Source organism: Pseudomonas sp. FW305-20, assembly GCF_058788075.1.
In genome coordinates, this window is record NZ_JBYTAJ010000019.1 from 19827 (window position 1) to 36578 (window position 16752).

Genomic DNA, 16752 nt, shown 5'->3' on the forward strand with positions numbered 1-16752 from the left:
CGTCAGTTTCGGATGGTAATGAACGGGTCCCACGAGCAGCAGCCGACAATCTTGCAGTCGCGATCAACGATCAGGAAATGGAAGTGGTAGGTCACGCTACCGCATGAAAGTGTTTCCGAAGACCAGTAATGGTTGTCGACTTTCTGGCAGCTAGGCACCGACGGGTTGCTGGTGTTGGGGACGGCAACGCACGCTGTAGCCTTGCGGGGCGTGGGTGTTGAGATCAACTCGTTGCCGACGTTGCCAATGAACTTGTAGAAAATCACTGCCGTCTCGAAGCTCTGCGACAGGCTGGTTTCACGCCAGCGAATCAAGTCGCCTACCTGGGCTTTCAAGTTGAGTTCGCCACCGGCCTGGCCGCTGACGACGTTGTTCTGATTGGTCACCATGTACACATGATTGACGTCGATCAACGTCGGCGAGGCAGGGTTTTTGCTGATGTTCGGGTAGTTTTTCAGAATGGTTTCAGTGTCGATTGAAACAAGTACATCCGTGACTCGAGACATGGTAAAGCTCCTTGTTCATAGTGAATGCCTGGCATCTTCCAGGCACAACAACGCTTGCTTGCCTTACGGCCGTTGCAAACACACTACGGGCGGAACCCACCTGTCACGGGCATGAGCTGGCCTTGCTCCTTGCGTGCAAACTAACGGGTTCGGGTTCCTTCCGACGGGCCGCGATTGGACTATAGATGTGAATTTTAGGCTGTCAAAATTGCTTCGCTTCTAGTTCGACGAACGGTTGATTTGATTATCACTTCAAAAGATTTAGCGATAAAAAATGTTCATTCAAGTTCTCTTCGTACGTTCCATCCCGCACCGGTGGAGGTATCGTAGCGAACCGGTTTTCCGCCTCTTGCTACAACAACGCACCGACAGGAGAACGCAATGAGTTGGTCCGCCAAACAATACGTCGCTTTTGAAGATGAACGCACACGCCCCGCGCGTGACTTGCTGGCCGCGATCCCTGCTATGGACGTGCGCTTGGCAATCGACATCGGCTGCGGCCCCGGCAACTCGACCGAGTTGCTGATTGAGCGCTTCGCCAATGCCACGGTGCGTGGCCTGGACAGTTCGACCGATATGATCGACGCCGCCCGCCAGCGCTTGCCGCAGGTGCAGTTCGATACGGCTGATATTGATACCTGGAACGAAAACGGCCCGTTCGATGTGATTTTCGCCAACGCGGTGTTGCAGTGGCTACCTGATCACGCGAAGTTGCTGCCTGCACTGGTGAGCAAGCTGGCGCCTGGTGGCAGCCTGGCGATCCAGATGCCGGACAATCTCAACGAACCTTCGCATCGCTTGATGCGCGATGTTGCAGCCGATGGACCATGGGTGGGCAAGTTGGCGGGCGCCGCCGGGCAGCGGGCGGAGATGGCAGATGCCAGTGGTTATTACTCGATGCTGCGAGCCCACTGTTCCCGTGTCGATGTGTGGCGCACGACTTACTATCATCCACTGGCTGGCGGTGCGCCGGGTGTGGTCGAGTGGTTCAAGGGCAGCGGATTACGGCCGTTTCTTGATCCGTTGGATGAGGCGGAGCGGGCGCAGTATCTCAAGCAGTATCTAGCAGCAATCGAGCGGGCCTATCCCCCATTGGCCGATGGTTCAGTGCTGCTGCCGTTCCCGCGGTTGTTTATTGTTGCGACGCGCTGATGCGTTGATGAAAAAGGGACAGGTCCCGCTCTGTCCCTTTCTCGTACTCATGGCCGAGCCTCTCGCTGTAGCTAGTCAAGCAACTGATCAATCAAAACCGCGTTGCTATAGATCAAGCTTCCATCACTCGCTCGATGTCCGACCAAATGGAACTGACCGCGCTCGTTATGGATATAAACGCGCATTTGGCAGTCGGACAAAGGGCCATATCCCTCTGGCAATTTCAACTCCAGTGAGCTCATGTCGACATCGACCATGGCTTCACGCTCATGGGTCTGTTGCAGGCGTTCTTCAGCTTCCTCCAGACCTCGATGGAGGGGGCCGTCGACGTAAAAATGGATTTCACCCATAGGGGTCGACTTTTGTGCTCCGTTGACTTTGCACCAGCCTTCGATCGTCAAGGCACTCATGACGAAACCTCCGTTATGGACGGGCCGGACTCTATCGCTCCGGGCCGTCACTTGTCTGACCGCTATGCATAGGCAAGGACTTGGTGGGCGCTTTTCCCCGGTCTTTGCCTTGCGTAATCAAAGCTAATTATAGCTGGCGACCGCGTTTCGCTTACTCGACGTGGCGCCCAGGCAAGATGTGTTACTTAATAGTTACAGTTATATAGCGAATCGATTTTAAGTGATCAAGTTGGCGCTGAAGTTGGAATATCCAAGCCCTCAAGGCTTTTAACGAAAAGCGCCTGTTTCGACCATGAACTATACTTCCTGCGGACTTTGCCACAAAGACAGGTGGTCTTTGTCTAGCCTGTTTTGGCGTCAGATTAGTATCGATTTGACGGTGTTGTTCTGTGGTGATGCTTAGGCATACCGATGAGTAACAGGAATAGGATGAAGTCAAAATGGCAATGGCAATTATTCTTGTACTAATCGTTATTGCGTCCGTGCTGTTCCATCTATTAGCGCCTTGGCATGCTGCTCCTCCAGCGTCCAACTGGGGATCGATCGACACCACACTGTTCATCACCCTGGTCATCAGCGGAATATTTTTCATCGCCGTTACCCTGTTCATGGCATTGGCGGTGATACGTTTCCGTCACAAGGAAGGTGCCAGGGCGGCCTACCAGCCAGAAAACAAAAAGTTGGAGACATGGTTAATTATCGTGACCTCAATCGGTATTGCCGCGATGTTGGCGCCAGGGCTGGTTGTTTATGACGATTTCATTCGGGTGCCGAAAAATGCTTTAGAACTTGAAGTGGTCTCCCAGCAGTGGCAATGGGCTTATCGTTTTCCGGGCCTGGACGGGAAACTGGGTAAGTCGGATATAAAGTTTGTTGATTCGGTCAATCCTCTAGGTCTTGATCCCAAGGATCCTGTCGGACAGGATGATGTACTTGTCAGAAGTAATGTAGTTCACCTTCCGCTCGATCAGCCGGTGAAGGTCTTATTGCGTTCCAAGGATGTACTGCACAATTTTTATATACCGCAGATTCGCAGCAAGATGGACATGGTGCCGGGGATGGTGTCGTACTTTTGGTTTACGCCAACTGTAATCGGGAAGTATGAAGTCCTGTGTGCCGAGTATTGTGGCGTCGGTCATTACAACATGCGTGGCCATATGATCGTGGAAGACCAGGCCACCTTCGATCAATGGCTGAACAGCCAACCGACTTTTGCGCAGACATTGACGGCAGCTGCCAAACCCAGTCAGGACAGCGTGCTGGAAAAAGGTCGCCAGTTGGTCGAAAGATACGGCTGCGGTGCCTGCCATAGCCAGGATGGCAGTACCAGTCTCGGCCCGGGATGGAAGGGGTTGTACGGCCGCACTGAACAGTTTGTCGATGGCTCCAGTGCGCTGGTCGATGAGGCCTACCTGAAAGAGTCGATCCTCGATCCGAAGGCCCGACTGGTGCAGGGCTACCCGCCAGTCATGGTGGCCTATACTCTCACTGAAGATGAACTGGGTGCTGTCGTCGCCCTGATCAAATCACTGGGTGTCGCGCAGCAAGAGCCTTCTGCCAGCGAAAAACTCGACAGAGGTGACGACCTGGCGACGCAGGGGCAGCGGCTGGCCGAGTCGCTCGGCTGTCTGGCCTGTCACAGTATTGATGGCAGCAAGGGCGTCGGCCCCAGTTGGCAAGGCCTGTATGGCGAGACCGTAACCCTTGCCGACGGTTCGACGGTAAAGGCCGATGAGGGCTACATAGAAGATTCGGTTGTTAATCCCGGTGCCAAAATCGTCAAGGGCTACGCAGCCGTCATGCCGGCCTTTACCCCGAGTGATCAGGAGTTGAACGCACTGATCGCTTTTATCAAATCCAAAGCGAAAGCCGACGCTGATGCGAGCAAGGCGGAGCCAGGGAAGTAGCCGTAAAGCAGCCAGGAATGCACCGAAACTTCGACAGGAGATGACGTGATGGCCTATGCGGAGCAAGCCGAAACAGAAGCACTACACGAACCCAAAAGCTTCCTGACCAAATACATCTGGAGTCAGGACCACAAGGTCATCGCCATTCAATATTCCTTGACGGCTTTGTTCGTGGGCGTTATCGCCGTGGTGTTGTCCGGCTTGATGCGCATACAGATTGGTTTCCCCGGCGCTTTGGAGTTCATGGACGCCAGTGCTTACTATCAGGCGATGACCATGCACGGCATGATCATGGTCATTTACTTGCTGACAGCCTTGTTTCTGGGTGGCTTCGGTAACTATCTGATCCCGCTGATGGTGGGCGCCCGCGACATGGTCTTCCCCTATGTCAACATGCTGAGTTACTGGTTCTACCTGCTAGCGGTAGTGGTGTTGCTCGCCAGTTTTTTTGTCCCTGGCGGCCCCACCGGTTCGGGCTGGACGCTCTATCCGCCACAGTCCATTTCTCAGGGGACACCGGGGGTCGAGTGGGGCATCGTCCTGATGCTAGTCTCACTGGCGATTTTTATTGTTGCAGCCACCATGGGCGGGTTGAACTACGTCACCACGGTGTTGCAGGCGCGCACGCACGGCATGACATTGTTTCGTATGCCGCTCTCCGTATGGGGCATCTTCATGGCCTCGATCATGGCCTTGCTGGCCTTCCCTGCGTTGTTCGTCAGTGCGGTCATGATGCTGTTTGACAAGCTGTTGGGCACCAGCTTCTTTATGCCGGCGATGATCTCGCTGGGGCAGCAGATCGATCACCAGGGTGGCAGCCCAATATTGTTCCAGCACCTGTTTTGGTTCTTCGGCCACCCGGAGGTTTACATCGTTGCGCTCCCTGCGTTTGGTCTGGTCTCCGACTTGATCAGCACGCATGCGCGTAAAAACATTTTCGGTTACCGAATGATGGTGTGGGCCATTATTGCGATTGGCGTACTCAGCTTTGTGGTCTGGGCGCACCATATGTATGTCAGCGGAATGAACCCGTACTTTGGCTTTTTCTTCGCCGTCACCACCTTGATCATCGCGGTGCCGACCGCACTGAAAGTCTACAACTGGGTGCTGACCCTGTGGCGCGGCGACATCCATCTGACCGTGCCGATGCTGTTTGCCCTGGCCTTTATCGTCACCTTCCTGGTCGGCGGTTTGACCGGCTTGTTTCTCGGCAATGTGATCGTGGATATTCCGCTCTCGGACACCTATTTCGTTGTAGCGCATTTTCATATGGTGATGGGGGTTGCGCCGGTATTGGTGGTGTTCGGCGGCATCTATCATTGGTTCCCTAAAGTCACCGGGCGCATGTTGAATGACACCCTGGGCAAGTTGCATTTCTGGATTACTTTCCTGGGGACCTACGCCATCTTCTTCCCCATGCATTACTTGGGTTTCCAGGGCATGCCACGCCGTTACTACGCTTATGACAACTACGCGTTCATTCCGCAGTCGGCACAAGAGTTGAACGCCGTCATAACAGTAATCGCATTGACCGTCGGCGTTTCCCAGTTGTTGTTTCTGTTCAACCTGGCCTGGAGTGCATTCAAGGGCAAGCCCGCAGGCAGTAATCCCTGGGGCGCGGCCAGTCTGGAATGGCAAACGCCGAATACCCCGCCGATACACGGTAATTGGGGCGCGAAGCTGCCGGTTGTGCATCGTTGGGCCTATGACTACAGCGTGCCGGGAATAGAGCAGGATTTCGTTCCGCAAACAGTCTCCGCCGAGGAGTTGGAGCAGATGCGGAAACAGAGTGCCGGAACCAGGATAGCGGACGTTAAAACATGAGCAGGTTGCTATTGAGAAACGCCGATGGCGCTGACCCCGGCGGCAGCTGGAATCGAAATCCGGAGGGTATTCAGGCGGGTGAAGGTGCCGATCGAAACCAAATCGCAAGAACAGGCCTGCGCTTATTCCTGGTCGTGGTGAGTTCGTTATTCTTCCTCTTCTTGCTCGCCTTTATTGCCCGTTCACAAATGAATGATTGGCTACCCCTGACAGAGCCCATGGCCCCGTTAGCCAATCTTTCGCAGCTATGGCTGAACTCGGCTTTTCTGGTATTCAGTTGCGTCGCACTGCAGTGGTCGCGTATGGCCGCCCGACGGGCGCAACTGGGTGCAACTGTAATTGGTTTTGCGTTGGCGGGCGTATTCGCCATTGCTTTTCTGGTGGGTCAACTCTGGGTCTGGCAGCAGTTTGTCGCCTGGGGTTACTTTCTCGCCAGCAATCCGGCCAACAGCTTCTTCTACCTGTTGACCGGCCTGCATGCGCTCCACCTGCTGGGCGGGTTGATAGCGTGGGGCATAATCGTTGCTAAATTCCTGCAGCGCGTGCCGTTGCCGCAACTCAGCGCCAGCGTAGAGCTGTGTGCCATCTATTGGCATTACTTACTGGGCCTTTGGTTCGTGCTCTTCGCTTTGCTGGCCAGCACGCCGCAAACCTACGAAGCGATCGCCAGATTCTGCGGCCTGAGGTGAACAGCCATGGCATCGCATCCACTTGCCCCAGGCGACTCCAGTTCATCCAATCCATCCGGCTTGCCGCCTGTAGCCGGGTGGCAGGGCATCGCCAACGACTGGTCCTCGGATAAGGAGGCTTTCAAGCAGGTGCCTTGGGGCAAGGCGATGATGTGGATATTCCTGCTCAGCGATACTTTTATATTCACCTGTTTTTTAACCGGCTACATGTCGGTACGCATGACCATCACCGCCGCCTGGCCGAACCCCAGCGAAGTGTTCGCATTGACGATCGGCGGTCAGTCGATCCCACTTATTCTGATCGCCATCATGACTTTTGTGCTGATCAGTAGCAGCGGCACCATGGCCATGGCCGTCAATTTCGCTTACCGCCGTGATCGCGCGAAAACCACTGCCCTGATGCTGGCGACCGCTGCCCTGGGTGTGACCTTCGTCGGCATGCAGGCCTTCGAATGGAGCAAGCTCATCGCAGAAGGCGTGCGTCCCTGGGGGAACCCTATGGGAGCGGCGCAGTTTGGCGCCAGTTTTTTCATGATTACCGGTTTTCACGGACTGCATGTGTCAATCGGCGCCCTTTACCTCAGCATTGTGGCGATGAAAGTATGGCGGGGAGATTATGAGCGCTCCGGAAACTATCAGAACGTCGAGATAGCCGGGCTTTACTGGCATTTCGTGGATTTGGTGTGGGTGTTTATTTTTGCTTTCTTCTATTTATGGTAGAGGAGCACGGGTGATGGCACATGCTCAAGGTCAGCAACATCCAATCAGCTTGTACCTTAAAATCTGGGGGCTGTTATTCGTCCTCAGCACGCTGTCGTACCTTGTCGACTATTTCCAGTTCCATGGTTACCTTCGGTGGTCCCTGATTATCACTTTCATGTTGTTGAAGGCAGGTTTAATTGTCTCCATCTTCATGCACATGGCCTGGGAACGATTGGCCATGGTCTACGCCATACTGTTGCCACCTTTGTGTTTATTGGTGCTGGTTGGACTGATGGCCACCGAGGCAGACTATGTTTTCTTCAGTCGGGTCATTTCCTTCGGCCAGTAAGCAGCTTCTGGATGGCTGTCAGTCTCCTGTGGCTAACCTGATATGACTCGCTTGAACTGATGCCATTTGTGCTGCCAGGCCACTGTCCAGTGGGGGGCTGCCGTTCCCGTGCCGGCAATCTCCAGCGCTGGGTGATGTTCGATTACCCGGTCCAATACCGACTCCTGATCCGGCTCGACATCGACGAAGAAAATATGTTTTCCCTCTTCTACCACCTGTTTAAAACTGCGGAAGTGAGTGTTTGGCACCTGGATGCCAAAAAAACCGCCTTCCCAGATGCAGAAGCCAAATACAACAACGGCAAGAAAGACAAAAGGCGTCCAGCCGGCGGCGGATTCGGTCCAGCCCTGCCAATAGGCGACGCCAAGAACCAACGCTGCGAGGGGCACACCGATCACTGCACCAATTTCGCCAGAGTGGACAACATCCTGTTCCATTAACGAGTTGATTTCGTGAAGGTGATGTTGTTCAACTTCGGCAACGTGTTGACTGAGCACATGAATTTGTTCGGAATTGATGCCGCTGGCTTCCAGCTCATTTTCAACGGCTTCAAGATCGTCGAGATTGTTGCTGATGTAATAGTGTCGATTCATGCCACACCTCCCATCTCGTGCTTGCCGTAGACCTCCTTAGTCTTGCAGCGCCAATCGAGATTTGCAGTCGGTATCAACCCCCTTGGGCAACGCTGTACGCTTCATTCAAATCATAAAAAAGTATAGCACTGCCTATCATTGGGGCATGGGGACGGGAAGCATGCGCTCTGATGCTCCCGCCAGGTTCCCCGGCAACCCAAATCCAGGGCACAAAAAAACCGGTCACAACGGACCGGTTTTTGTGTTCTTGCGTCTCCCGTCAAAAACATTCTGACGTGAGACAAAATTCGGTTGGAGCGGGTGAAGGGAATCGAACCCTCGTTATCAGCTTGGGAAGCTGGAGTAATGCCATTATACGACACCCGCTGAGCGGCTGACTTTGTACCAGATGTGGCCGTGGAAATGAAGTTTTTCTTTGCGTGGGACGGCTTTAGCGCAAAAGAAACGAAAGCAGAGACCGCATGACGGTCTATCGCGGGCAAGCCTCGCTGCTACAGGAATGCATTCAACACCGTAGGGCGAAGCTTGCTCGCGATGACACTGTTTCAGATGGCCAATGCATGTTGGTCCTGGACGTAGTGATAACGCGGTCGACTTTCGTGTTGTGAAGGTTTCAGGAAGCCCAGCAATGCGTTGCGGCTGTCTCGGCAAGCTGCTTTGTGTTCCATGTCGAGAAAGTGGCCGGTGGCCTGCAGGGTGGTGAAAGTCGCGTGTTGCACATGATTGGCGAACAGTTGGGCACCGTCGGCAGCGGTGTACTCGTCCCATTCGCCGTTCATGAACAGCACCGGTACGTTGACTTTCTCCGCGGCCTTGAAGAAGCACTGGCGATCACTGTGCAGCAGATCGCTGATGTGGAAGTGCATCTGCCCGTACTCATGCTCGGCCAGGGAACTGACGTGCCGATAATTGAAGCGCTTGAACAGGGTCGGCAGGTGTTTGCCGATGGTGCTGTTCACCAGGTTGCCCACCCGATCACCGTCCCGGCTGCCGAGGTAATCGATGCCGCGCTCGAGGTAGTCGAGCATGTGCGCGTTGATCTCCGGAGAGAACGAGCTGATCACGGCTTTTTCGATGCGCCGTGGCTGCTGGGCCAGGGCGACCAGGGTCGCGGCGCCACCCCAGGAAAACGACAGCACGTGTTCGGCGGCGAAGTGGTCGATCAGCTCCAGGAGGATCTGCCCTTCGATTTCCTTGGTCAGCAATTTTTCGTGCAGGTTGTGGGCTTTCGACTTGCCCGCGTAGGGCTGGTCGTAGCAGACCACATTGAACTGCGGGTGAAGGTTTTTCACGGTTTGTGCAAACGACGCAGTCGTGGCCATCGAGCCGTTGACCAAAATAATGGTCTTCTCTGCGGCGTCTGCGCGATAGAACTCCGTGTAAACCCGATACTGACCCTGTATATCCAGCACAGCGATTTCTGGCCTCATGTCATAAGACTCCTGGCAAGCGGGTATGCGTGCAAATCAGATTGCACGAGCTTTGTGACAGGTAGGCATACGCCTGGAATTTGAGAGGCCCATGTCGATCCATTGCAGTCCGGTCGACGGGTATTGTTATTGGCGGGCAGTCTGCCGGGGGAAAGCGGAACCTGAGGGTTCTCTACCGGCAAAAAGTTTCTTAGAAGTATGTTGTGACTCGTCGGTCACATTTCGTGCCGACGTCCTGATTCAAGCAGGGGTCACGTCATCGCGCAAGTATCTTTGGAAAATTGTTCGACAACTTCTGCTGAGCGGTCGTCTGCTTAGATCAATTGAATCTCTTCGGTGCGTAATGCGCGGTACTCGCCCGGTTTCAGGGCACTGTCGAGCACCAACGGGCCCATGCTTTCGCGGTGCAGGCGCAGCACCTTGTTGTCGAAATGGCCGAACATCCGCTTCACCTGGTGATAACGGCCCTCGACGATGCTCAGCCGCGCGCAGTTTGGTCCGAGTACGGCCAGCTCGGCGGGTTGGGTGGTGAGGTCTTCGAAGGCGAAGTACAGGCCTTCGGTGAATTTCAATGCGTATTGCGGGCCAATCTCTTGCTCGGTCTCGACGTAGTAGACCTTGGGCAGTTTGGTTTGCGGCTGGGTCAGGCGTCGCGACCAGCTGCCGTCGTTAGTGATCAGCATCAGGCCGGTGGTGTTGAAGTCCAGGCGCCCGGCGATGTGCAGGTCTTCCTTGTCCGGCTCATGGATCAGGTCGAGCACGGTCGGGTGTTGCGGATCGCGGGTGGCACTGACGCAGCCAGACGGTTTGTGCAGCATGAAGTAGCGTGCAGGCTTGCCGACTTGCAGCAGCTCATCGTCGACTTCCACGCGGCTGAATTCCTGTACGTCGGCGTGAGGATCGCTGACGACTTTTCCGTCGATCCTGACACGCTTTTCCACCAGCAACAGACGTACCTGCTTACGGTTGAAGCGCGGCAGGTTGCTGAGGAAACGGTCGATGCGCATGACGAGGGATCGGCAGGAAAGGGGGACGTATCTTACGTGATCGATTGTGCGGGTGCTTACAGCTGCGCCTCGACTTGCGCGCAGCGTGGGCACAAGCAGGATTTGTCGCGCAGTTCGGGTGGCAGCGCTTCGAGCACCGCCGGGTCGATGCTGACGCCGTAGCACCAGCAGGCCCGATCGGCGGTTCGCGGGTCGGCCAGGGTACAGTCGTTGGAGGCGCCGCAGGCCGGACAGAAATCTGGCTTATTCATGTAGGGTTATTCATAACTGGAGTGAGGCATTTCCACGCAGGTGCGGTTATGGCCGGCTTGCTTGGCCCGGTACATCGCATGATCCGTTCTCGACAGCAGCGTGTGCAAGGTGTCATCGGCCTGCGGGGAGGCAGGCCGATGCTTACGGTCAGCTGGCAGGTATTCTAATGGCACTGCCGGGAAATAACTGCTCGATGTGCGGGGCGAACGATCGTTCACACGTCCCTGAGTCGATCGTTCCCACGCTCTGCGTGGGAAAGCCGCCCGGGACGCTCCGCGTCCCTTATTGCGCGAGGTAACGCCGCCATCCGCCTAAATGGCTGATATTGACTCCCCCCTCCAACCCATACGCTTCACAAATAAACCCACTCTCCCAACGCCCATCTGCCAATTGCACCTTGCCCAACCCCAACGGTGCCGGGATCCCGGTCAGAAAAGAACCCAGCTCACAGCTTGGCAATTCCCACACTTCCACCGCAATCGCCACACCCCCGTCCTTCACGCGAACCATCCCGGGACGGAACGGCGGGCCGCCGGCCAGGGCATACAGTTGATAGTCCGGCGAACTGAACGTCGTCTCGACCAGTCGAGCTCCGCGCTGCTTCAATTGCCAATTCAGCGCCAGCCCATCCAGATGCGCACCACACACCACCAATCGCGCCCGGTCGTGACGTGCGACAGACGACGGAACCGGTGTCGCCAAACCTAGCTGGCGCTGCAACGCATCCGCTACACCCAACAAATACTGATCAGTAAACGCCCGCCCGAACAACGTCACGCCCCACGGCAAACCATTGCCCATGAACCCGCTGGGCACGGCGACGGCGGCGTAATCGAGCAGGTTCATGAAGTTGGTGTAGTAGCCCAGTTCCGAATTGCGTAGCACCGGCTCGGCGTCCAGTTCTGCCAGCGTGACGGGGCGGCCAATGGTGGGTGTGAGCACGCAGTCGAGATCGTCCAGCGCCTTGTCGCACAGCGCTTTCAGCGCTTGCAGCCGGTACTGGGCGCGGAAGGTTTGCACGCCGTTCACCGCTGGCGCCTTGGCCAGCACCGCGCGAATCACCGGCAGTACGGCTTCAGGATTTTGCTCCATCAATTCGCCGGCGACGCTGTAGCGCTCGGCCACCCAGGGGCCTTCATAGAGCAAGCGCGCCGCTTCGAGGAACGGCGACAAATCCAGTTCCACGGCTTCACCGCCCAAGGCTTTGAGTTGATCGATGGCATCACCGAACAACAACGGGCCTTCAGGGCAGCCGAAGAACGCCAGATCCTGAGCACGGGGCACGCCGAAGCGGAAGGGGCGAGGCGCACCAAACGCCGAGCCGTCATTCCACAACGGATTGCTGCGGCTGTATTCATCGCGGGGATCAAGGTGCGCAGTAAGCGCGAGCAACTGACTGGCCTCCCGAGCCGTCGCGGTGAACGTGGTCACGCAATCGAGGGTGCGGCAGGCCGGCACCACACCGGCCGTGGAGATCAACCCTTTGCTGGCTTTCAACCCCACCAGATTGTTCAGCGCAGCCGGCACACGCCCGGAGCCTGCCGTGTCCGTACCCAGGGAAAAGCTCGCCACGCCGAGCGCCACCGCCAGTGAAGACCCGGCGCTGGAGCCGCCCGACGGATACTCCGGCAACACGCTGTTCGGGCATGCGCCGTAGGGTGAGCGACTGCCATTTAGCCCCGTGGCGAATTGATCAAGATTGGTCTTGCCCAACGGAATCGCCCCCAGTGCCAGCAACTGCTCGACGATGGTCGCCGAACGCTCCGGCACGTAGGCAAATGCAGGGCACGCCGCGGTCGTCGGAATGCCCGCCAGGTCGATGTTGTCCTTGATCGCGAATGGCACGCCGAACAGCGGCAAGCTGTCGAGGTCGCGACCGTCGAGTGCGGCGAGGTACGGTTCCAGTTCTTCAACACTGAGCAAGTGGATGAACAGGTGATAATCCGGGTTCAGCGCCGCGGCTTTATCGCGCAGGCTCAGCAGCAGTTCACGGGGCGTGATGTTGCCGATGCGATAAGCGCTGCGCAGGGCGTCGAGTTGCAGATTGATGTTCATCGCATTAATCCTTTTCAAAGTGGGTTCACTCAAGTTCCAGCACCACGACGCGCTGTCCGGCGCGCACGGCCGAACCCGGCTGCACGCGAATCTCGCGTACCACTCCGGCCACGGGCGCGAGCAGCGGGATTTCCATCTTCATCGACTCCAGAATCACCAGCACATCACCCGCGGCGACCCGGCTACCGGTTTCAACCTGAACCTGCCAAAGGTTGCCGGCGATGTGGCTGTCGACGCTCTGTTGATCGCTGGCCAGCGGCGCGTCGTCGGTGATTTCCGGTACCAGTTCTTCACTGTCGAAATGCGCCTGACCGCTGGCGATCCAGCGCTCGCGCTCGGCGTTGAACGCACCTTTTTGCTGGTCGCGAAACGCGGCAATGCTCTCGGCTTCCTTCGTCAGGAAGGCTTGGTAATCCGCCAGATTCAGCTGACTGTGCTCGATGTTCAGATCGAAGCGCCCGAGGGGGAAATCCCGTCGAATGCGCAGCAGTTCATCGGCACTGACCGGGTAGAAACGGATCTGATCGAAGAAGCGCAGCAGCCACGGTTTGCCATCGAATGCGGCGACCTCGCGATAGCGATTCCACATCTGCAACGTGCGGCCGACGAACTGATAACCGCCAGGGCCTTCCATGCCGTAGACGCACATGTAGGCGCCACCGATACCCACCGAGTTTTCCGCGGTCCAAGTGCGCGCCGGGTTGTATTTGGTGGTCACCAAACGATGCCGCGGGTCGAGCGGCGTGGCCACCGGCGCACCGAGGTAGACGTCGCCCAGGCCCATCACCAGGTAGCTGGCGTCGAACACCGTGCGCTGCACTTCGTCGAGGTTCGGCAGGTCGTTGATGCGGCGGATGAACTCCAGATTGCTCGGGCACCACGGGGCGTCCTTGCGCACGGTGGTCATGTATTTTTCGATCGCCAGCTGGCAGGCCGGGTCGTCCCAGGACAGCGGCAGATTGACGATGCGCGAGGGCACTTGCAGGTCCTTGGCGGCGCACACGGCGTCCCACTCGCCAGCGACGATGCCGAGCAGATCGGCCAGCGGCAGTTGTTCGGGCTGGTAGTGCACTTGCAGCGAGCGGATGCCGGGAGTGAGGTCGATGACGCCGTGCAGGTTTTGGCTTTCCAGGGCTTGCATCAGTGCGTGGGCGCGGAAGCGCAGGACCAGGTCCAACTCAGGTGCGCCGATTTCCAAAAGCAAATGTGTGTCGCCGGACAGTCTCGCCACCAGCCGCGTATCGTCCTGACCCAAATCCAACACCACAGGCGACACAACTCCCTGTAGGAGTGAGCCTGCTCGCGATAGCGGTTTGTCAGTCACATCAATGTTGGCTGTACTGCCGCCATCGCGAGCAGGCTCACTCCTACAGGGGGTATTCCATTTCAGGGCGAGGGTGCGGGCGGTCTTGAGATCGACCGGGAGGAACTGAACCTTGTCCCCAGCCTTGAGTTGCCCAAGCTGCCAAAGATCCGCCTCGATCACCGTCACCGGGCAGACAAACCCGCCGAGGCTAGGGCCGTCGGGACCGAGGATGACCGGCATGTCCCCGGTGAAATCCACCGCACCAATGGCGTACGGATTGTCATGGATGTTTGACGGATGCAGACCCGCCTCACCACCATCAGCACGTACCCATTCAGGCTTCGGCCCGATCAGCCGCACGCCGGTACGGCTGGAGTTGAAATGCACTTCCCACTGGGTGGCGAAGAAGGTGCCCATGTAGTTTTCGGTGAAATATTCCGGTGCACCGTGAGGGCCGTAGATCACCCGAATTTGCCGCACGGCGGGCAACTCGCTGACCTGTTCTTCAGGCAGTTGAAGACCGCTGCTGCGATCGCTCAAAGCAAGCACATGCAACACGTCCCCGGCTCGCAACGCACGACCGCCATGCCCACCAAATTGACCGAGGGTGAAGGTGCTTTTGCTGCCCAGATAATCCGGTACTTGCAGGCCACCGCGCAGGCACAGATAGCTGCGCGCGCCCGCACCGGCAATCGTACCCAGGCTCAACGTAGCGCCCGCCGGTACCAGCAACGCCGTGTTCATCGGCACCACATCACCATTAAGGGTGAGTGGAATCACGGCCCCGGTCACCGCCACCACCGCGTCGCAATTGAAGCGCAGCAGCGGCCCGCTCATGGTGATTTCCAGCGCAGCGGCGCCTTCGTCGTTACCCAGCAAAAGGTTGCCCAGGCGCAACGCGCGACTGTCCATCGGCCCTGACGGTGGCACGCCCACGGCCCAGTAACCGAGACGGCCGGGATAGTCCTGAACGCTGGTTTGAGTGCCGGCGCTGAGCACTTCAAACGTGTTGGCCTGATAGACCAAACTTTCCAGGCAACGGGTCCACGGCTGGCCGCTGGCGAAGGGCGCATCGAGCAGAATCTGCCGCAAGTAATCGCGGTTGGTTTCCACGCCGTAGAGCAGGCTGTCGCCCAGCGCCTGATGCAGATCGGCAGCGGCTTCTTCGCGGGTCGGCGCCCAACTGATGACCTTGGCGATCATCGGATCGAAGTACGGCGGGATCTCGCAACCGGCCTCGACCCAGGTGTCGATGCGCAGGTGTTTGCCATCGGCGGCAGGGAAGTTCACGGCGGTCAGCAAGCCTGGACTTGGCTGAAAATCCCGGCCCGGATCTTCGGCGTAAAGCCGTGCCTGAATCGCATGGCCGCAGGCTTTCAAGCCTTGACTCAACGTGCTCAACGGTGGCAAATCCCCGGCCGCCAGTTCGACCATCCAGCGCACCAGATCCACGCCCCAGACTTGCTCGGTGACGCCGTGCTCCACCTGCAAACGGGTGTTCACTTCGAGAAAGTAGAAACGCTGAGCCTCGCTGTCGAAGACGAATTCGACGGTGCCGGCGCTGCGGTAATTCACCGCTTTCGCCAGTTTGATCGCCGCCGCGCAGAGCTCTTCGGCCATGCCCTCGGGGAGGTTCGGTGCCGGGGTTTCTTCGAGGACTTTCTGGTTGCGCCGCTGCACCGAGCAGTCGCGCACGCCGAGGGCAATGACTTCGCCCTGGCCGTCGCCGAACACCTGGACTTCCAGATGTCGGGCGCGCTGGATGTACTTTTCGATGAACACCCCGGCGTCGCTGAAGTTGTTCTGGCCCAGGCGCTTGACGGCTTCAAAGGACTCGCTCAACTCGGCCGCACTGCGACACACGCGCATGCCGATGCCGCCACCGCCGGCGGTGCTTTTGAGCATCACCGGGTAGCCGACCTGTTCGCCAGCCATCAGCGCCGCGTCGAGGCTGTCGAGCAATTCGGTACCTTCGAGCATCGGCACGCCGTGTCGCTTGGCCAAGGCGCGGGCGGTGTGCTTGAGGCCGAACACGCGCAGCTGCTCGGGCGTCGGGCCGATGAAGGCGATGTTGGCGGCTTCGCACGCTTCGGCGAACGCGGCGTTTTCCGAGAGAAAACCGTAGCCGGGATGGATCGCCGTGGCGCCGGTGGATTTGGCGATGGCGAGGATTTTTTCGACGGCCAGATAGGTGCCGGCGGCTGCGCCTTCACCGAGGCTGTGGGCTTCGTCGGCTTGCAGAATGTGCAAACTGGCGGCATCGGCTTCGGAGTAGACGGCAACGCCCTGGACCTGCAACTCACGCAAGGTGCGCAGGATGCGACAGGCAATGGCGCCACGGTTGGCAATCAGGACTTTTTCGAACATGGCATAACCCCTGGAGGCGATAGCGCATCAGCCTCGACCTGGGATGCGGGCCGTCCCGCAGTTTTTCGATAAGCGCCGAGGTCGTCCCCGACGGCAAAAACAGTTCACTCAAAAACACCACCGAACCCCTGTGGGAGTGAGCCTGCTCGCGATAGCGGAGTGTCAGTCGACATTTATGGTGAATGTGCTGACGCTATCGCGAG

14 protein-coding genes, 1 tRNA gene and 1 pseudogene are annotated in these 16752 nt (G+C 57.6%); 6 read left to right on the forward strand and 10 right to left on the reverse strand.

All coding sequences use genetic code 11. From position 1 onward, the window contains the following. Positions 1–2: 2 nt before the first annotated feature. On the reverse strand, positions 3–506 hold the full coding sequence (locus AC3WP4_RS17360; protein ID WP_046046162.1) for an inclusion body family protein: 504 nt from the start codon (positions 504–506) through the stop codon (positions 3–5). A gap of 381 nt (positions 507–887) precedes the next feature. Here AC3WP4_RS17360 and tam point away from each other — a divergent pair, with 381 nt between their 5' ends. Continuing rightward, entirely contained in the window at positions 888–1658 is a 771-nt protein-coding gene (tam, locus tag AC3WP4_RS17365) for a trans-aconitate 2-methyltransferase (RefSeq protein WP_102615514.1), read from the forward strand. Between the two features lie 71 nt (positions 1659–1729). Here tam and AC3WP4_RS17370 read toward each other — a convergent pair whose 3' ends face one another. After that, complete coding sequence (locus tag AC3WP4_RS17370) at positions 1730–2068, reverse strand: hypothetical protein (protein ID WP_074874247.1); 339 nt, start codon at positions 2066–2068, stop codon at positions 1730–1732. 440 nt (positions 2069–2508) lie between these two features. Here AC3WP4_RS17370 and AC3WP4_RS17375 point away from each other — a divergent pair, with 440 nt between their 5' ends. Genes AC3WP4_RS17375 through AC3WP4_RS17395 form a run of 5 tightly spaced genes read left to right on the forward strand, consistent with a single transcriptional unit; the run spans position 2509 to position 7539 of the window. Then, positions 2509–3975 carry a cytochrome c oxidase subunit II gene (locus AC3WP4_RS17375; RefSeq protein ID WP_102615515.1) on the forward strand — a complete coding sequence of 489 codons (1467 nt, stop codon included), beginning with the start codon at positions 2509–2511 and terminating at the stop codon, positions 3973–3975. Between the two features lie 48 nt (positions 3976–4023). After that, complete coding sequence (ctaD, locus tag AC3WP4_RS17380; protein ID WP_102615516.1) at positions 4024–5799, forward strand: cytochrome c oxidase subunit I; 1776 nt, start codon at positions 4024–4026, stop codon at positions 5797–5799. Further along, the gene (locus AC3WP4_RS17385) at positions 5796–6488 is read left to right on the forward strand and encodes a cytochrome c oxidase subunit 3 (RefSeq protein ID WP_102615517.1); all 693 of its coding nucleotides are present in this window, start codon (positions 5796–5798) and stop codon (positions 6486–6488) included. The genes ctaD and AC3WP4_RS17385 overlap by 4 nt, the downstream gene beginning before the upstream one ends. A 6-nt stretch (positions 6489–6494) precedes the next feature. After that, positions 6495–7208, forward strand: coding sequence for a heme-copper oxidase subunit III family protein (locus tag AC3WP4_RS17390; RefSeq protein ID WP_074874251.1), 714 nt, complete (start codon positions 6495–6497; stop codon positions 7206–7208). A 13-nt stretch (positions 7209–7221) separates the two neighbouring features. Continuing rightward, the gene (locus AC3WP4_RS17395; RefSeq protein WP_074874252.1) at positions 7222–7539 is read left to right on the forward strand and encodes a cytochrome C oxidase subunit IV family protein; all 318 of its coding nucleotides are present in this window, start codon (positions 7222–7224) and stop codon (positions 7537–7539) included. A gap of 32 nt (positions 7540–7571) precedes the next feature. Here the strand turns inward: AC3WP4_RS17395 and AC3WP4_RS17400 are convergent, their stop codons facing one another. From AC3WP4_RS17400 to uca, 8 genes and pseudogenes are all read right to left on the reverse strand, one after another. Beyond that, the gene (locus tag AC3WP4_RS17400; RefSeq protein ID WP_074874253.1) at positions 7572–8132 is read right to left on the reverse strand and encodes an NAD/FAD-utilizing enzyme apparently involved in cell division; all 561 of its coding nucleotides are present in this window, start codon (positions 8130–8132) and stop codon (positions 7572–7574) included. Positions 8133–8424: 292 nt separating this feature from the next. Beyond that, positions 8425–8498 (reverse strand) — tRNA-Gly (locus AC3WP4_RS17405). A gap of 179 nt (positions 8499–8677) precedes the next feature. Further along, positions 8678–9562, reverse strand: coding sequence for an alpha/beta fold hydrolase (locus tag AC3WP4_RS17410; RefSeq protein ID WP_074874254.1), 885 nt, complete (start codon positions 9560–9562; stop codon positions 8678–8680). A 314-nt stretch (positions 9563–9876) separates the two neighbouring features. Next, entirely contained in the window at positions 9877–10569 is a 693-nt protein-coding gene (locus AC3WP4_RS17415; protein WP_102615518.1) for a pseudouridine synthase, read from the reverse strand. A 56-nt stretch (positions 10570–10625) separates the two neighbouring features. Then, entirely contained in the window at positions 10626–10820 is a 195-nt protein-coding gene (locus AC3WP4_RS17420; protein WP_008153014.1) for a cysteine-rich CWC family protein, read from the reverse strand. 6 nt (positions 10821–10826) lie between these two features. Then, a pseudogene (locus AC3WP4_RS17425) lies at positions 10827–10975 on the reverse strand (GGDEF domain-containing protein); the annotation flags it as partial. A gap of 128 nt (positions 10976–11103) precedes the next feature. Next, entirely contained in the window at positions 11104–12876 is a 1773-nt protein-coding gene (gene atzF, locus AC3WP4_RS17430) for an allophanate hydrolase (protein WP_102615519.1), read from the reverse strand. A 25-nt stretch (positions 12877–12901) separates the two neighbouring features. Beyond that, a complete protein-coding gene (gene uca, locus AC3WP4_RS17435) occupies positions 12902–16549 on the reverse strand; it encodes an urea carboxylase (protein ID WP_102615520.1) in 3648 nt (1215 codons plus the stop codon). Between the last annotated feature and the right edge of the window lie 203 nt (positions 16550–16752).